This is a genomic window from Mesorhizobium sp. WSM4814 (assembly GCF_055811595.1).
Genome location: NZ_JBVVQT010000019.1, coordinates 50,460 through 64,996, shown reverse-complemented (window position 1 = coordinate 64,996; position 14,537 = coordinate 50,460). Strand labels below are relative to the sequence as shown.

The 14,537-nt window shown below is 64.3% G+C and carries 16 protein-coding genes; 9 read left to right on the top strand and 7 right to left on the bottom strand.

The window, feature by feature from the left end; genetic code table 11:
* Positions 1 to 135 precede the first annotated feature (135 nt).
* The gene (locus AC0L2V_RS24230) at positions 136 to 831 is read right to left on the bottom strand and encodes an XRE family transcriptional regulator (RefSeq protein WP_023799071.1); all 696 of its coding nucleotides are present in this window, start codon (positions 829 to 831) and stop codon (positions 136 to 138) included.
* Between the two features lie 458 nt (positions 832 to 1,289).
* Between AC0L2V_RS24230 and AC0L2V_RS24225 the strand changes: the two genes are divergently transcribed.
* From AC0L2V_RS24225 to AC0L2V_RS24215, 3 genes are all read left to right on the top strand, one after another.
* A complete protein-coding gene (locus AC0L2V_RS24225) occupies positions 1,290 to 1,682 on the top strand; it encodes a hypothetical protein (protein ID WP_473521403.1) in 393 nt (130 codons plus the stop codon).
* Between the two features lie 110 nt (positions 1,683 to 1,792).
* A complete protein-coding gene (locus AC0L2V_RS24220) occupies positions 1,793 to 2,392 on the top strand; it encodes a DUF6456 domain-containing protein (protein WP_473521402.1) in 600 nt (199 codons plus the stop codon).
* Positions 2,393 to 2,498: 106 nt separating this feature from the next.
* Positions 2,499 to 2,771 carry a DUF2285 domain-containing protein gene (locus tag AC0L2V_RS24215; RefSeq protein ID WP_473521401.1) on the top strand — a complete coding sequence of 91 codons (273 nt, stop codon included), beginning with the start codon at positions 2,499 to 2,501 and terminating at the stop codon, positions 2,769 to 2,771.
* A gap of 285 nt (positions 2,772 to 3,056) precedes the next feature.
* Here AC0L2V_RS24215 and efp read toward each other — a convergent pair whose 3' ends face one another.
* The gene (gene efp / locus AC0L2V_RS24210; protein ID WP_091598816.1) at positions 3,057 to 3,623 is read right to left on the bottom strand and encodes an elongation factor P; all 567 of its coding nucleotides are present in this window, start codon (positions 3,621 to 3,623) and stop codon (positions 3,057 to 3,059) included.
* 129 nt (positions 3,624 to 3,752) lie between these two features.
* Between efp and epmA the strand changes: the two genes are divergently transcribed.
* Complete coding sequence (epmA, locus tag AC0L2V_RS24205; RefSeq protein WP_473521400.1) at positions 3,753 to 4,796, top strand: EF-P lysine aminoacylase EpmA; 1,044 nt, start codon at positions 3,753 to 3,755, stop codon at positions 4,794 to 4,796.
* A gap of 199 nt (positions 4,797 to 4,995) precedes the next feature.
* Here epmA and AC0L2V_RS24200 read toward each other — a convergent pair whose 3' ends face one another.
* Positions 4,996 to 5,616, bottom strand: a complete 621-nt coding sequence (locus tag AC0L2V_RS24200; RefSeq protein WP_473521399.1) for a DUF922 domain-containing Zn-dependent protease — start codon at positions 5,614 to 5,616, stop codon at positions 4,996 to 4,998.
* 231 nt (positions 5,617 to 5,847) lie between these two features.
* Between AC0L2V_RS24200 and msuE the strand changes: the two genes are divergently transcribed.
* From msuE to AC0L2V_RS24175, 5 genes are read left to right on the top strand one after another with little or no spacing between them, the layout of a single operon-like run.
* Positions 5,848 to 6,399 (top strand): FMN reductase, encoded by a 552-nt coding sequence (gene msuE / locus AC0L2V_RS24195; protein ID WP_128170707.1) that lies wholly within the window; start codon positions 5,848 to 5,850, stop codon positions 6,397 to 6,399.
* Positions 6,400 to 6,458: 59 nt separating this feature from the next.
* Positions 6,459 to 7,823, top strand: a complete 1,365-nt coding sequence (locus AC0L2V_RS24190) for an LLM class flavin-dependent oxidoreductase (RefSeq protein WP_473521398.1) — start codon at positions 6,459 to 6,461, stop codon at positions 7,821 to 7,823.
* A 26-nt stretch (positions 7,824 to 7,849) separates the two neighbouring features.
* The gene (locus AC0L2V_RS24185; RefSeq protein ID WP_473521397.1) at positions 7,850 to 8,698 is read left to right on the top strand and encodes an ABC transporter permease; all 849 of its coding nucleotides are present in this window, start codon (positions 7,850 to 7,852) and stop codon (positions 8,696 to 8,698) included.
* Between the two features lie 57 nt (positions 8,699 to 8,755).
* The gene (locus AC0L2V_RS24180) at positions 8,756 to 9,754 is read left to right on the top strand and encodes an ABC transporter substrate-binding protein (protein ID WP_473521396.1); all 999 of its coding nucleotides are present in this window, start codon (positions 8,756 to 8,758) and stop codon (positions 9,752 to 9,754) included.
* Positions 9,755 to 9,767: 13 nt separating this feature from the next.
* Positions 9,768 to 10,529, top strand: a complete 762-nt coding sequence (locus AC0L2V_RS24175) for an ABC transporter ATP-binding protein (RefSeq protein ID WP_236377479.1) — start codon at positions 9,768 to 9,770, stop codon at positions 10,527 to 10,529.
* A 75-nt stretch (positions 10,530 to 10,604) separates the two neighbouring features.
* On the opposite strand, the gene AC0L2V_RS24170 is transcribed toward AC0L2V_RS24175, so the two are convergent.
* From AC0L2V_RS24170 to AC0L2V_RS24155, 4 genes are all read right to left on the bottom strand, one after another.
* Entirely contained in the window at positions 10,605 to 12,572 is a 1,968-nt protein-coding gene (locus AC0L2V_RS24170; protein ID WP_287052908.1) for an acyltransferase family protein, read from the bottom strand.
* A gap of 553 nt (positions 12,573 to 13,125) precedes the next feature.
* Positions 13,126 to 13,488 (bottom strand): SPW repeat protein, encoded by a 363-nt coding sequence (locus tag AC0L2V_RS24165; RefSeq protein ID WP_473517202.1) that lies wholly within the window; start codon positions 13,486 to 13,488, stop codon positions 13,126 to 13,128.
* Between the two features lie 138 nt (positions 13,489 to 13,626).
* Positions 13,627 to 13,848 carry an alkylphosphonate utilization protein gene (locus AC0L2V_RS24160; protein WP_473521395.1) on the bottom strand — a complete coding sequence of 74 codons (222 nt, stop codon included), beginning with the start codon at positions 13,846 to 13,848 and terminating at the stop codon, positions 13,627 to 13,629.
* Between the two features lie 358 nt (positions 13,849 to 14,206).
* Positions 14,207 to 14,434 (bottom strand): hypothetical protein, encoded by a 228-nt coding sequence (locus AC0L2V_RS24155; protein ID WP_128170714.1) that lies wholly within the window; start codon positions 14,432 to 14,434, stop codon positions 14,207 to 14,209.
* Positions 14,435 to 14,537 lie beyond the last annotated feature (103 nt).

The window sequence follows — 14,537 nt, the reverse complement described above, 5'->3', positions numbered from 1 at the left end:
GGGAAGTAAAGGCGCGCGGCAGCGTTCCCTCCCCCTTGTGGGGAGGGTTAGGGTGGGGGTCCTCTTCGCAAGAATCCCTATTGCCCCTGCCGGCGATGCCGTTGCGGGGAGAAGGAGCGCTCCGCCGCCGCCGCCCTAGTAACCCAGCAGTTCCTTGAGCGGGATGACCCGCCAGACGTGTTTTATCGCGTAGCGGTTGAAGGTCAGCGACTTCGGCGGATTGTACTGCTCGACGACCAACTCGGCGGCGGTCCGCTTGACCAGCTTTTTGATGAAGGCCTTGCCGTTGCGCTCGTTTTCCTCGGGAAACATCTCGATCACCACGTGGTCGCCGGGCACAGCGTCGCGGCCGCCGCAATAGAGCATCTCGCCGGGCTCGTAGCGCGGCACCATCGAGTCGGAGAGCACGTGCAGCGCGAACACCTTGCGCAGATGGGCGATGCCGGGCGGGCGCTGGACATAGCCGGCGACCTCGCCGTTGAAGGTGAAGTCGCCGTCGTCGCCGCCGACCGCGGCACCCAGAAGCTCGATGTCCATCGGGCCGGCGGGCAGGGGGGCGGCGTCGGTGACGATCTCGGCGTCGGCGACATTGTCGGCGTCGTCAAGGAAGACGACCTCGCCCTTGCCGAGCGCCACCGGGTCGACGCGCAGGAAGGCGGCGGTCTTCAAAAGGTTCTCGGTTTTCGGCAGGTTGCGGCCGGTTTCCCAATTGCCGACAGCGGCGACGTCGGTGTCGTTGTGCTCGGCAATATGGCGCATCACCAGGCCGCGCTGCTTGCGCGCCTTGCGGATCGCCGCCCCGACCTTGATCGACAATGAGGTTTTCGCCATGGCGCCATCTGAAACATAAGAATCGGTTTCGTCCATGAAAGAATGGCTTGCATAATTTTTTGAGTTATGCTTATATATAGCCATGCACAAGCCACGCTCCATCTCGCTTTTCCATCCGTCCCGGCTGTCCTCCTCCCCGGCCGGGACGAAGCCCGAGGGTCGCGCCTCGGATCCGGTCGCCCTGCCGTCAGCGGCGGCGACCGGAACGGCCGGAGCCGTCCCCTCACGGCTCCGGCCCCGAATTTCGGCGCGTGCAATGCGGGCCTTTCGTGCATCCGCACCGAGGCGGCACGGTCATCGTCTTCGACCGGCGCACGGGCAGGGCGGTTTCCCCTGGGAGAGGTAATCGGCGACGCCGCGCCGCCCCTCACCGCCTGCCGGCATCCTCTCCCCGTGAACGGGGAGAGGCGGCAGCTTCGGCATCTACGCAACCCTTTCGATCTCGATGGAAGAACATCATGCTCGCCTATACCGACACAAAATTGCAAAGCATCGCCCGCACGCCGGCCAGGCTGGCGCCGCCGGTCTGGCTGCCGCAGCGCCCGTTGGTGCGCGAGATCCAAGGGCCCGACGGCGAGGCCCTCAAGCTGCCGTCGCCGCGCCCCGCTGCCGCCGTCGGGCGCCAGCCGCATGTCGCGGCCATGCGCTTCATCGACTGCCTGTTCAACCGCTGCCGCGCACCGCTCGACCTGACGCTCGAGCAAAATCCCGAAAACGACGCGCCCGGCAGCCGGCCGGCACTGGCGATGCTGTGCTGCGGCCTGCACACGCGGCCGCTGAAAAGCTACTGCGCCTATCACGCGGCGCGGTTCTGCGACCATCGCCGTACGGCTCTCGCGGACGCAGCGTGAGCGGCATCGGTCGAGAGTCTTCTCGCCAAGCACGGCGGCCCGGTTCCTCGCCCCCGCTGCGCGGAGGAGCCCAGGTTCTGCGAAGACAGCAATGAAACGAGGAGCCACAGATGAGCAAGAAGACCGCCCAAAAGGCCAAACCGCCCAAATTACCCACTGATGAGGCCGAGCAGGTGCGTATCCGCAAGCAGGTCGGCCATGATTTCGCGCTGAAGGACGATGCCTTCGGCCGCAAGCGGCTGGCGACCGGCACGCTGGAGGCGAGGCGCGTCTATGAGGTGTCCAATAGCGGCCACACCGCGACCGGCGGCATTGTGCGCGTGCGCAACGTCGACCCGCTGACCGGCATCACCTCGCTGTCGCGCCAGCAGCGCGAGGCGGGCATGCGCTACCGCGAGGATTTTCGCGTCTCGGCACAGGACGGGGTCAAGCCGATGGCGCTGACCGAGCGCGTCGACGGCGGACGCATCGGCGGCGGCGTTGCCGACCGTATCCTGTCCGCCGGGTGCGCCTATGCCGACGCCACCAGGGCGCTTGCGCATTGGGAGGTGTCGGTCGTGGTGCAAAAAGTCTGCTGCGCCGGCGAAACGGTGAAGAGCCTCGCCGAACAGACCGGCGAGCCGCGGGATGTGCTGTCGAAACTGCTCAAAATCGGGCTGGACTTGCTGGCGGTGCATTACGGCATGATGCTGATGCGGCGGCCGCGGTGAAGGGGCAAACGGGGCGTTTGGCAATGCGTTTTGGCCAGCGTCCTCCAATTGAAGGGCGCGGGTTTCCCGACGGACTGTTACGCTGCGCCATTGCTGGTAGATCACAATGCCAAAGATGCCGCAAAACGCTCATTTCGCAGATACGGCGCCGACGTCTTCGGCGCTGACCGCGTATGATGAGCACTGCATGCTGACTTACATCCGGCTGCTCGATGCTTCGGCGGACGGGGCCGATTGGCGCGAGGTCGCCCGCAGCGTCCTGCATATTGATCCGGTGCAGGAGCCGGAACGGGCATTCCGGGCTTGGGCGACGCATCTGGCGCGTGCCCGCTGGATGGCCGGCAAAGAGACGATCGGCACGACAGACGGCATGGAATGACGGTGGAGATTTTTCGTGGAACTGCCGTCACGGTCTGCCCGTTTAGATAGGAAACCAACTGGGAAGCGCCCGATGAACCCTTGGCAAATCAACACGTTGGAGGCCTGCTGCCTGCTTGCCGTCCCGCTGTCGATGATCCTTACGGTTCTGGTGGCGGGTTTTATCCTTGGCTGAGTCTGCACCGTTTCAGTAAAGGAGACGGCACGCATCGCGCACCGGCGCGAGTTGCGCCTTGGCATTCATCGCGCGCGACACCTTCAGCGACGACAAAAATGATCCTGCCTCTCAGTCCTTGGCGCGCTCCACATAGGCGCCATCAGCCGTCATCACCACCACGCGGGTGCCGGCGGTGATGTGCGGCGGCACCAGCGTGCGCACGCCGTTGGACAGCGTCGCCGGCTTGTAGGACGAGGATGCCGTCTGGCCCTTGGTGACCGGCTCGGTGTCGACCACCTCGAAGGTGGCGCGTTGCGGCAGCACCAGCGAGATGGCGATGCCGTTGTACTGCGAAATCTGCACCGCCATGCCTTCCTTGAGATAGGGCGCCATCTCGCCGACCACGCTTTCCGGCACCGCGACCTGGTCATAGCTTTCCGGATTCATGAAATGATAGCCTTCGGCGTCGTGGTAGAGGAAGGTATGCTCGCGCTCCTCGACATAGGCGCGCTCGACCTGCTCGGTGGTGCGGTAGCGCTCCGAGACTTTCACCCCGTCGGAGATGCGGCGCATATCGAGCTGGGTCACCGGCGTGCCCTTGCCCGGATGGATGTTTTCGGCAAAGAGGATCACATAGAGCTTGCCGTCCTTTTCGACGACATTGCCTTTGCGTAGGGAACTGGCGATGACCTTCACGGGCTTTATTCCTAACAGCGTTGATTGGCCTGGGAGCGCCGAATGGCGCAAATCGGCTGCGGGAGCCGTTCGGTGCGGCCTAGCGCATCTTGGCGGCAATCGCCAGTCCCCGATGCAAATCCTGTCGCCATGACCGCCGCCTCGCCCTGGTGGACGCCTGATGTTCACGCCGACCGGCGGCCGCGGTTGATCCTGCGCAACGCCATCACCGCGGCCGTGCACGACTGGTTTGCCCGCCGCGACTTCGTCGAAGTCGAGACGGCGGCACTGCAGGTCTCGCCCGGCAACGAGGCGCACCTGTCGGCCTTCGCCACCGAGGCGATCGGCCCGGATGGGCAGCGCCTGCCGCTCTATTTGCACACCTCGCCGGAATTCGCCTGCAAGAAGCTGCTCGCCGCCGGCGAGAAACGCATCTTCAGCCTGAGTGCCGTCTATCGCAACCGCGAGCGCGGTCCATTGCACCACCCGTCCTTCACCATGCTCGAATGGTACCGGGCCGATGAGACCTATGAGAGCCTGATGCGCGATTGCGCCGGGCTTGTCGCGCTGGCCGCCGAACGCGCCGGCACGAAACGCTTCGCCTTTCGCGGCCGCGAGGCCGATCCGTTCGCCGAGCCGGAACGGTTGAGCGTCGCCGAGGCTTTTATCCGCTATGCCGGTATCGATCTGTTGGTCACGGTCGCCGCCGACGGCAGCATCGATCGCGAGGCGCTGCATGCGGCTCTGGTCCAGGCGGGCTTGCGCACCGCGCCCGACGACAATTGGGCCGATCTGTTCAGTCGGGTGATGGTGGAAAAGATCGAGCCGGGGCTGGGGCAGGGGCGCGCCACCATTCTTTACGGCTATCCGATCTCGGAGGCCGCCCTTGCCCGGCCGAGCGCCGATGACCCGAGGACCGCCGAGCGCTTCGAGCTCTATTGCTGCGGCGTCGAGCTGGCCAATGCGTTCGGCGAGCTGACCGACGCCGACGAGCAGCGCCGGCGCTTCATCCTCGAAATGGACGAGAAGCAGCGCATCTACGGCGAACGCTATCCGATCGACGAGGATTTCCTCGCCGCACTGGCCATCATGCCGCAGGCAAGCGGCGCCGCACTCGGCTTCGACCGGCTGGTGATGCTGGCGACGGGGGCGGGCAGGGTCGAGGATGTGATGTGGACGCCGGTGGCGGAGTGAGGCGAGGCCTGCACTCTACGGCGCCCCCCTCTGTCCTGCCGGGCATCTCCCCCTCAAGTGGGGAGATTGGCAGCTTCAACGCCCGGCTCACTCCTGAGACGGTGGAGATTAGCGAAAGCGGCGGTGACGGCCGATCTCCCCCCTTGAGGGGGAGATGCCCGGCAGGGCAGAGGGGGTGCTTCGCTCAGGCGTCACAATACTACCGCCCCATCAGCAAATCGACGATCAGCTGCTGCAGATTGCCGCGCGGGGCGAATTCTACCCGGTCGAAATCGCGGCTTGCCTTCTGCCGAGCCTGGGAGAGTTCGGCGAGCCGCCTGGTCATTTCGGTCCTGATCTTTTTGCAGCCGGGATCGTCGGGGACGGACAGGCCGACGGTCGCCGCCTCGATCTTGCGCGCCATGTCCGTATACATCTCGCCATGCACCTTTTCATGGGCGGCAAGGCCAGCAGCAAAAACCTCCCAGCTTTTTTGAACGGCGTCCGGTAGCGACCCGGATGGCTTGGGCAAGATGTAGGTGATGATGAGCTTCGGCCGTGCCGACATCAGCACGCAGGCATCGCCTTGCGGCTGGTAGTTTCTGACCCAGGTCAGCTTGTAATCGGTGTATGCCATGACGCGGCGCTTGCTTTTGCCGATGGTTGGCCCCTGCTCGCCCATCGAGGCATGGAGTTCCGGCCCGGTCTGCCCTGAAATGGCGTAGGTTTCGACCTTCTCGACCGGCTTCCACTGCGACTTCGACTGCGCCCCCATCTGCGCCTGCCCCGGCGATGCCAGCAAACAGGCCAGGAGCAGATACTTCAGAACGGCTGTTTTCATGCGAATCCTCCGGGGCGATGCCTTTGGTGTGAAATCATCAACGCATGGCCGGAATGCGGTCAAGGCGCCCTTGCCAAACTCGCCTATCGCATTTCGCGTCGAAAGAACCAATCAACGGCGATGTGCCGCAAACTCAATCCGCTTGGCGGGTTCGTTTTGAAATCTTCTTTCTCACTAAACTCTATAAACTTAGTAGAGTTAGTGCACACAAGCGTTTTGCGAGGAGCCAAAATGTCGAAAAATCTGGTGGTGGGGCTGTCGGGCAACCTGACCCGTCCGTCGAAGACCAAGGCGTTCATCAGCCACATCGTTGCGGAGGTGGCGAGCAGCACCGGTGCAGCCTCAACCGTTTTCGACATCGAGGATCTCGGTCGGTCCTTTCCGCTGGCAAGGCGCATTGGCGATCTGGATCCATCGGCCAGGAACATCGTCGAGCGATTGCTGGGCGCCGACGTCCTGGTGGTTGGCTCGCCGACTTTCAAAGGCAGCTACACCGGGCTTTTCAAGCATTTCTTCGACCTGCTCGACCCGTCATCCCTGCGGGGAAAGCCGGTCATCCTTGCTGCAACCGGCGGCGGCGATCGTCATTCGCTGGTGGTCGAACATCAGCTGCGGCCGCTGTTCGGCTTCTTCGAGGCGCTGACCCTGCCGACCGCGATCTACGCCTCCGACAAGGACTTCGCCAACGGCGTGCTGGTGTCCGAAGCCATCCATGCGCGCGCCAGGCAAGCGGTCGCCGAAGCATGCCGGGCGGTGCCACGCAGCGTCGGTCTTGCCGCCTGAACACGCCACCAGCCCAGTGTCCTCAATCCGCTTCCCGCACAGCTCAGAAGGAGCCCGCAATGACCAGACCCAGCAAGTCGAGGCAGATCAAGCTTGGTGCTTTCCTGCCCGGTGGCGGACAGCATATCGCAGCCTGGCGCCATCCTGACGCGCCGGCCGACGGCGCGACGAATTTCGAGTTCCACAGGCAGCTCGCGCTGACCGCCGAGCGCGGCCTGTTCGACGCCTATTTCCTCGCCGACAATCTGACCGTCGGCCTCGGCGCCCGCGAAGGCGGCAATGCCAAGATCGCCGGGTTCGAGCCGGTGACGCTGTTTGCCGCATTGGCGCCGCTCACCACGCATCTGGGCTTCATCGCCACCGCCTCCACCACCTATGAGGAGCCCTATACGCTCGCCCGCAAGTTCGCCTCGCTCGACCTGCTGTCGAACGGCCGGGCCGGCTGGAATGTGGTGACCTCGGCGGGTGACGAGACCGCGCGCAATTTCAATCGCGAGGCGCAGCCTGCCCACGCCGAGCGTTATGCCCGCGCGCATGAACATGTCGAGACGGTCAAGGCGCTGTGGGACAGCTGGGAAGACGATGCCTTCATCCGCGACAAGAAGTCGGGGCGCTTCTACGACAAGGACAAGCTTCACGACATCGACCACAAGGGCCGGCATTTCAGCGTCAAAGGTCCGCTCAATGTGCCGCGCCCGGTTCAGGGCCACCCGGTGGTGGTGCAGGCCGGGCAGTCGGAGGACGGGCGCAAGCTCGCCGCCCAGTCGGCTGAGGTCATCTTCACCGCCCATCAGAACCTGGCCTCGGCGCAAGAATTCTACCGCGATATCAAGGCGCGCGTGGCGGCAGTCGGCCGCGATACCGGGCAGGTGCTGATCATGCCGGGCGTAGCCCCCTTCGTCGGCCGCACCGAAGAGGAAGCCCGCGCCAAGTACCAGCAGCTGAACGAGCTGATCCTGCCCGAGGATGGCGTGGCCCTGCTCAATGGGCTGGCCGGCCAGACGCTCGACATCCGGGGTTACCCGCTCGACGGACCGTTGCCGCCGAGCCGGGAAACCGAAGGCATGAAGAGCCGCCAGGCGCTGATCCGCCAGATTGCCGACGAGCACAACTTCACCATCCGCCAGCTCTACCAGTGGGTGGCGACGGCCCGCGGCCACTACACCGTGATCGGCAGCGCGGCGCAGGTTGCCGATCAGCTGGAGGAATGGTTCGGCAACGACGCCGCCGACGGCTTCAACATCCTGCCGCCGTGGCTGCCCGGCGGGCTCGACGATTTCGTCGACCTGGTGATCCCCGAGCTGCAGCGTCGCGGCCTGTTCCGCACCGCCTACGAGGGCAGGACGCTGCGCGAGAATCTCGGCCTCAGGCGGCCGGAAAACCCCTGGACCGCCGCCCGCTCCAAGGTGCTGGCTGCCGAATAGAGTCTCTTGAAGCAAAGGGTAAGACGATGAGTTTGCAACACATCGAGCAGCGGGTGACGATCGATGCACATGGCGGCAGAACTGGCCTTGGCGCCGATTTCCCGCGCCTGGCCAACCGCACTGTCATCCGCTTCCTGTCCCGCTACGGCATCCTGATCGCCTTCCTCGCGATCTGGCAGGTGTCGAGCAGCGCGGGATGGGTCAACGCCGCGGTGCTGCCGCCGGTCGACACGATCGTCTCCGCACTGTGGAATGGTCTGGCCGGCGGCACCTTGCTTGGCGATATCGCCATCAGCCTGCAGCGCGCCGGCCTCGCCTTCGCGGCGGCGGTGGCGGTTGCCATCCCGCTTGGTCTGTTCATGGGCCAGGTGCGCGCCGTCGAAACCGCGCTCGACCCGATCCTGCAGGTTTTCCGGCAGACCTCGGCGCTGGCGCTCTATCCGGTGTTCATCCTGCTGCTCGGGCTGGGGGAGGCATCAAAGGTCTTCGTCATCTTCTGGGCGACGCTGTTTCCGCTGCTGCTCAACACCATCAGCGGCGTCAAGCAAGTCGATCCGAAACTGCTCGAGATGGCTCGGGTCTACGGCGCCACGCGGCTCACCGCGTTTCGCCGGGTCGTGCTTCCGGGGGCCGTCCCTTCGATCTTCGTCGGCTTGAGGCTGAGTGCGACCACGGCGCTCTTGCTGCTGATCGCATCCGAAATGATCGGCGCCAACAAGGGCATCGGCTTCCAGGTGATGAACGCGCAGTACAACTTCCAGATCCCGCTGATGTTTGCAGCGATCGTCATCCTTGCCGGCCTCGGCTTGATCGCCAACCAGGCGCTGGTCGGCCTGCAGCGGCGGCTCTGCCGCTGGAGCAATCCCATCGACTGAACAGCTTTCAACCATCCTCACCAACAGGCCCCATCCTCCAACACGAAAGTCCGGACCATGCCAATCACTCGCCGTTCCCTGCTTGCGGGCGCTCCCTTTGCCGCCGGTATCATCGCCACCGGCCTGCCTCGCTTCGCCGTTGCGCAAGCCGCGCCGGTCACGTTGCGCTACCTCGCCAGCCGTGGCAGCATCTCGCCGCATGAGCTGGCGGACGCGCTCGGCTATTTCAAGGACGTCGGCGTCAAGGTTGAGAATGTCGGCTACTCCAGCGGCGGCCCGGAATCGCTGTTCGCGCTCGCCTCCGGCAGCGTCGATCTCGGCTCGGCCGCAACCGCTGCGGTGATCAATTCGATCTCCGGCGGCAACGACTTCGTCGCTGCCTATCCAAGCAACGGCATCAACGGCCAAGTGCGCAGCGTCTTCTACGTGCTGGAAGACAGTCCGATCAAATCGATTGCCGACATCGCCGGCAAGACCATTGCGGTCAACACGCTCGGCGCCCATCTCGACTATACCGTGCGCGAGGCGCTGCACGGCGTCGGCCTGCCGCCTGATGCCGCCAACCTCGTCGTCGTGCCCGGGCCGCAGCTTGAACAGACCTTGCGGTCACGCCAGGTCGATATCGCGGCACTGGGCTACTGGCAGGCGACGTTTGCCGGCGCGCTGGTCGACAAGGGCGGTGTGCGCGGCGTGTTCAACGACACCGACGTGCTGGGCGAACTGGCCGGCGGCTTCATTGTCCTGCGGCGCGACTTCATCGCGGCGCATCCGGACGGCGCCCGCAATTTCGTCGAACAGTCGGCCCGCGCCGCCGACTGGTCGCGCCAGAACCCGAACGAGGCGCGCAAGGTGCTTGCGGAGATTTTCGATAAACGCGGCGAAAATGGCGAGCTGGCGCGCTACTGGACCGGCTTCGGCCTGCGCGAAGGGGCGAAGGCCGACGACCGCGACATAGACTTCTGGGTCGGCGTGCTCGAGCGCGACGGCCGGCTGCCCAAGGGCAGGCTGAAAGCCGCGGATATTCTTTACGGGCGCGGCGAAACGAAAACCAATTGATCGGGAGACGGCCATGGCCAGCACAAGCGGCGGCGAGGTCACGATACGCGACCTCTCCAAATCCTTTACCCTCGGCGGGCGCCCGCTTGCCGTGCTGAGGGCGCTCAACCTCGATATCCGTTCCGGCGAATGTCTCGTCATCGTCGGCGCCAGCGGATCGGGCAAGACCACGCTGCTGCGCATCCTTGCCGGTCTTGAGGCCGCCGACAGCGGCGGTGTCGCGATAGACGGCAGGCCGGTCCATGGCGTCGGCGCCGAACGCGCGGTCATCTTCCAGGAACCGCGCCTGCTGCCCTGGCTGACGGTGCTCGGCAACGTCGCCTTTGGCCTCGAAGTGCGGGGCGTGCCCAAGGCGGAGGCCGAGGACAAGGCCCGCTTCTATACCGCGCTCGTCGGCCTGGCCGAATTCAGCGATGCCTATCCCAGGCAGCTTTCGGGCGGCATGGCACAGCGCGTCGGCATTGCCCGGGCCTTGACCGTGCAACCTGAAATCCTGCTGCTCGACGAGCCGCTAGGCGCGCTCGACGCCATGACCAAGATCGGCATGCAGGAGGAACTGGCGCGCATCTGGAGCGAGGAGAACGTCACCATGGTCATGGTCACCCATGATCTGGAAGAAGCGATATATCTTGCTGACAGGGTGCTGATCCTGCCCAGGGAGAAGGGCGGCACAGCGCGGCTGGTCGAGGTTGAACTGCCGCGCCCCCGCGATCGCAGCGAGAGCCGGTTCGTGCGCTACCGCGAAGAACTGCTGCGCGAGTTTGGCTTGCACTGAGACTGCGGGCACTGAGACTGGGGGCACTGAGACTGGGGGCACCGAGACGCTGGTGAAAGGCGCGTCTTGCGCGCCTTACTTCCCGGCCGCCCCGGTCGAGAAAAGCGCGCGCTCGACCGTCGGCTCCAGCGTTTGCGCAAAGGGCGTCGCCATGTGGTGGCGGTCGCGATAGGCCAGCTTGCCGTCGATGAAGACATGGCAGGTCTTGGCGTCGCAGAACCGGTCGGTCATGTCGATGTAGGTCGCGTTGGGGACGGCGCGCACGATGTCACGCTCCACCGCGGCCATGGCGTCGTTGGCGGCGTCGGTTCGCGGCGCGTCACATACCGATGGCGTCTGTCCACGCCACAGCGCGCGGGCCACGCAGGTGTCGACAAACAGGGTGTTGAACGGCACATCGCGGATGAAGGCGACTTTCAGCCCGGCCTGGCTGAACGCCTCCAGCGTTGCGCGCAGGCCGCCCTGCCAGTCCTGATCGAGGCTTTCGGATTGCCGGGCGTCGGGCGACAGTTTGCGCGAACTGGTCAGCGAGATCTCCGAGATCACCACCAGGCTCGGGCGCAGGGCGATGATCTCCTTGATCGATTGCTCGCGCCATTGATCGCACTCGGTGTAGTCGCGCTTCAGCTTCGAGCTCCAGACCGTCAGCCGCGACGCCCGGCAGGCGGCTTTGAGCCAGGTGACGACCTTGTAGTCGTTTCTCTTCGCCGCCTCGATCAGCGGCGTCGACCAGTGATCGGCATGCGAATCGCCGAACAGCGCGATCGAGCGCTCGGCATTCTTGGCGCCGAACTCGCAGGCCTTCGGCGTCACGGTCTCGTAGTCGACAACGCAGCCTACCTTGGCGCGCGCGGTGGAGGGCTGCGCGGCAGTTTCGGCAATGATGCGTTGCGAGGGGTCGAGGCCGTCCACGGCAAGGCGCGCATTGGCGTAAGTCGCCACGACGCCGGCGCCGGTCAGCATTGCGGCGGGGATTAGTGCGCGCGCCGCGTTCGCCATCAGCCAGCCATTGCGACGGATCGGGTTTTCGATGAAATTATAGGTGAAGAGCGACAGCGCCAGCGTCAATGCCGCGCAGGCAAGCCGCCCGGGCCAGGACAGGTCGGGCACCATCATCGTCGCATAGACGATGACCGGCCAGTGCCAGAGATAGAGCGAGTAGGAAAGTTTCCCCACCCATTGCAGGGGCGGCAGCGCCAGCATGGCGCTCGGCCCTCTTTGGACATTGCCGGAGCCGCTGAGCAAAAGCAGCACGGTGCCGGCCACCGGCACCACCGCCGCGAAGCCGGGGAAGGGGGTGTCCTGCTCGCTGAAGGTCAGATAGGCACCGGCGATCAGCGCCAGGCCAAGCCATGCCAGTGCTGCGCCCAGTTGCGGGCGCTCTCGCCAGAATTTTGCCGGCGCCATCGTCGCCAGGCCGCCGGCGGCGAACTCCCAGGCCCTGAGCGGCGAGAAATAGAAGGCCCAGGGCTGCGCCACGGTGGTGAGCCAGGCGCAGACGGCGAACGACACCGCGCCGGTGAGGCCGATCACCAGGATCGCCGTGCGCTTGCCCGGGCGCAGCCATGCCGCCAGCAGAAGCAGCCCCGGCCATACGAAATAGAACTGCTCCTCGACCGAGAGCGACCAGAAGTGGATGAAGGGGTTGTTCGCCGCGTCGGGGGCGAAATAGTCGAACGACCAGCGTATCAGCCAGAAATTGATCGCATAGGCCGAGGCGAACATGGCGCCTTTCGAATAGAGCGACTGTTCGTCCGGCGACAGGATGAAGTAGCCGGCGACCAGCGTGGCGAAGATGACGAACAGCGAGGCCGGCAGCAGGCGCCGGGCGCGCCTAGCATAGAACCGCCACAGGTCCAGCCTGCCGTCCTCGGCGATTTCCCGCAGCAACTGGCCGGTGATCAGGTAGCCGGAGATGACGAAGAAGATGTCGACGCCAGTGAAGCCGCCGGGCAGGTCCGACAGACCAAAATGGAACGCGACGACGCCGGACACCGCTAACGCACGCAGCCCTTCGATATCAGGCCGAAACGATGCTGACACGGCAAAACCTCGCGAAGTCGTTGAAAAGCCACCCGTGCGAAGACTCGACGCAATGCATTGATATTGCAATGCAACAAATCTAACGCAGTGCAACATAAGTGGAAGTTTGCCGGGTGCAGCGCGGCATGCTCGTCGGCGTGTCCTAAGCGAACGCCGCGCCAGCGCTGCCATCCGCATCCGCGGCGGCGGATTTTGGGCGGCGGGATTTTGGCGCACAAAAAGACAATTTGGCCGGGATACGGCGGGCGGGAGGCGTGCGAATTTGACTGGCGCCCGCTCCATCTGTTCGCTCTCGCCGCATTTCTGCAACGTGAAGCGATTCCGCCTGGCTGCAAAAATACTCTAGCGAGCCCGGTCTCAGGCTTTAGAAGGAGCCCGCCGCTCGCGCGCCAGACTCCTTCTCAGGCTTTAGAAGGAGCCCGCCGCTCGCGCGCCAGACTCCTCCCCTTAGAGCGCCTCGCGTTCGAAAGGAAATCGACGCGCTTCAGGTCTTTGTTTCTGTGCATGTCGCCCGAGAGCATGCTTTTGGGCGACATGCATCAGTCGTCACCGATCACGCATGCGCTGGCGGATGATGACGGGAGTCCCAGACTGCCCAGGCCGATGCCGCAACCACCAGCACGCCGAGGACAACGTGGGTCGCCATTGCGTTGGCGTTTGCCACGAAGCCGAGCAGCCAGGGCGAAGCGATCAGCCAGAGCCCGACGACAAGATTCACCCACTCTTCCCATTCGGCGAATACTGAAAGCGCGGCGAGCGCCAGGGCGCCGAGCAAGACTGCGGCAATCCAGGCGTTCCAGGCAGCAGCGGTTTCAGCAGCGAAGCCGATAACCCAGGGTGAGATGAACAGGCATGCCGCAAGGATCAGGTTGATCCAATCCTGGGCCTTCTTTCCTTCCATCAGATCGTTTGCCATGACAACCTCCACAGATGAAGCTTGACCAAAGCACTACGTCGCGTGCAACGCACGCTTAGTCATTGATATATCGCACTTTCGCGCGCTTTCAAGGAGTGGCTCCGGGGCGGCCGGTTAGGCACTGAGTGCCGGGCGCGATCACGCCTTCTTCAGGAACTCGGTCTTAAGCACCAGGCCCTTGACTTGCTTGGTGCTGCACTCGATCTCGCCGGGATTGCCGGTGAGGCCGATGTTCTTCACCAGCGTACCGCGCTTGATCGTCTCTGACGTGCCCTTGACCTTCAAATCCTTGATCAGGGTGACGGAATCGCCCTCGCTCAACTGGGCGCCGTTGCTGTCTCTTACGATCGTGTCTGTCATATCAAGGTCTTTCATCGAAGCCGGACAAACGGACTATCCGGCGGATGGCGGCAAGGTCAAGCGTGGTGGCAACTGTGCCATCGCTGGCGCGTGAAGCGGGCAGGGCACCCTTGTTGCTCATGTCAGGTGGCCGCATCGCCCGTCGAAGTCGGCGATGCCTCGTGGTTGAAGCCGATTTCAAGGGAATGTGGAGGATCACAGCCTGGCGCGCCGCCGGCCAAGCCTGTCGATCAAGTGGCCTGTCGAACAAATGACTTGTCGAACAGGTGACCTGTCGAAATGCGGACCCGTCGATCGCGGACACCGCAAGCAGCGTACGGCCGGTTAAAGATTGAGCCCCACAACGGATGGAGGGACTCTAGAAATTGAAATAGATCGCCGGCGGATACAGACTGGATCCATTGTTGTCGGCTGGCGCGGCCGTCGCATCAGACGACGTGATCCCGCTGGTGGACTTGTTGTCGAGCGGCGGCCGGTTTTTCTCGGCTGAGGACGCTTTGGCATCGGTGGCAACGGCTTTCGTCTTGGCCTCCACGGCTTGCGAAAGTGCGAGCACCGCGAGAAGAGCAGACAGGGCAAGTTTCATGACGAGGTCCCTCCATGGTTAACGTAAGGTTAACCGCGGCCGCCGGCCCGAACACGGCCGCTGTGTGGAAGGACGTGGAATTCTCCGGAATTTCTGGAATATT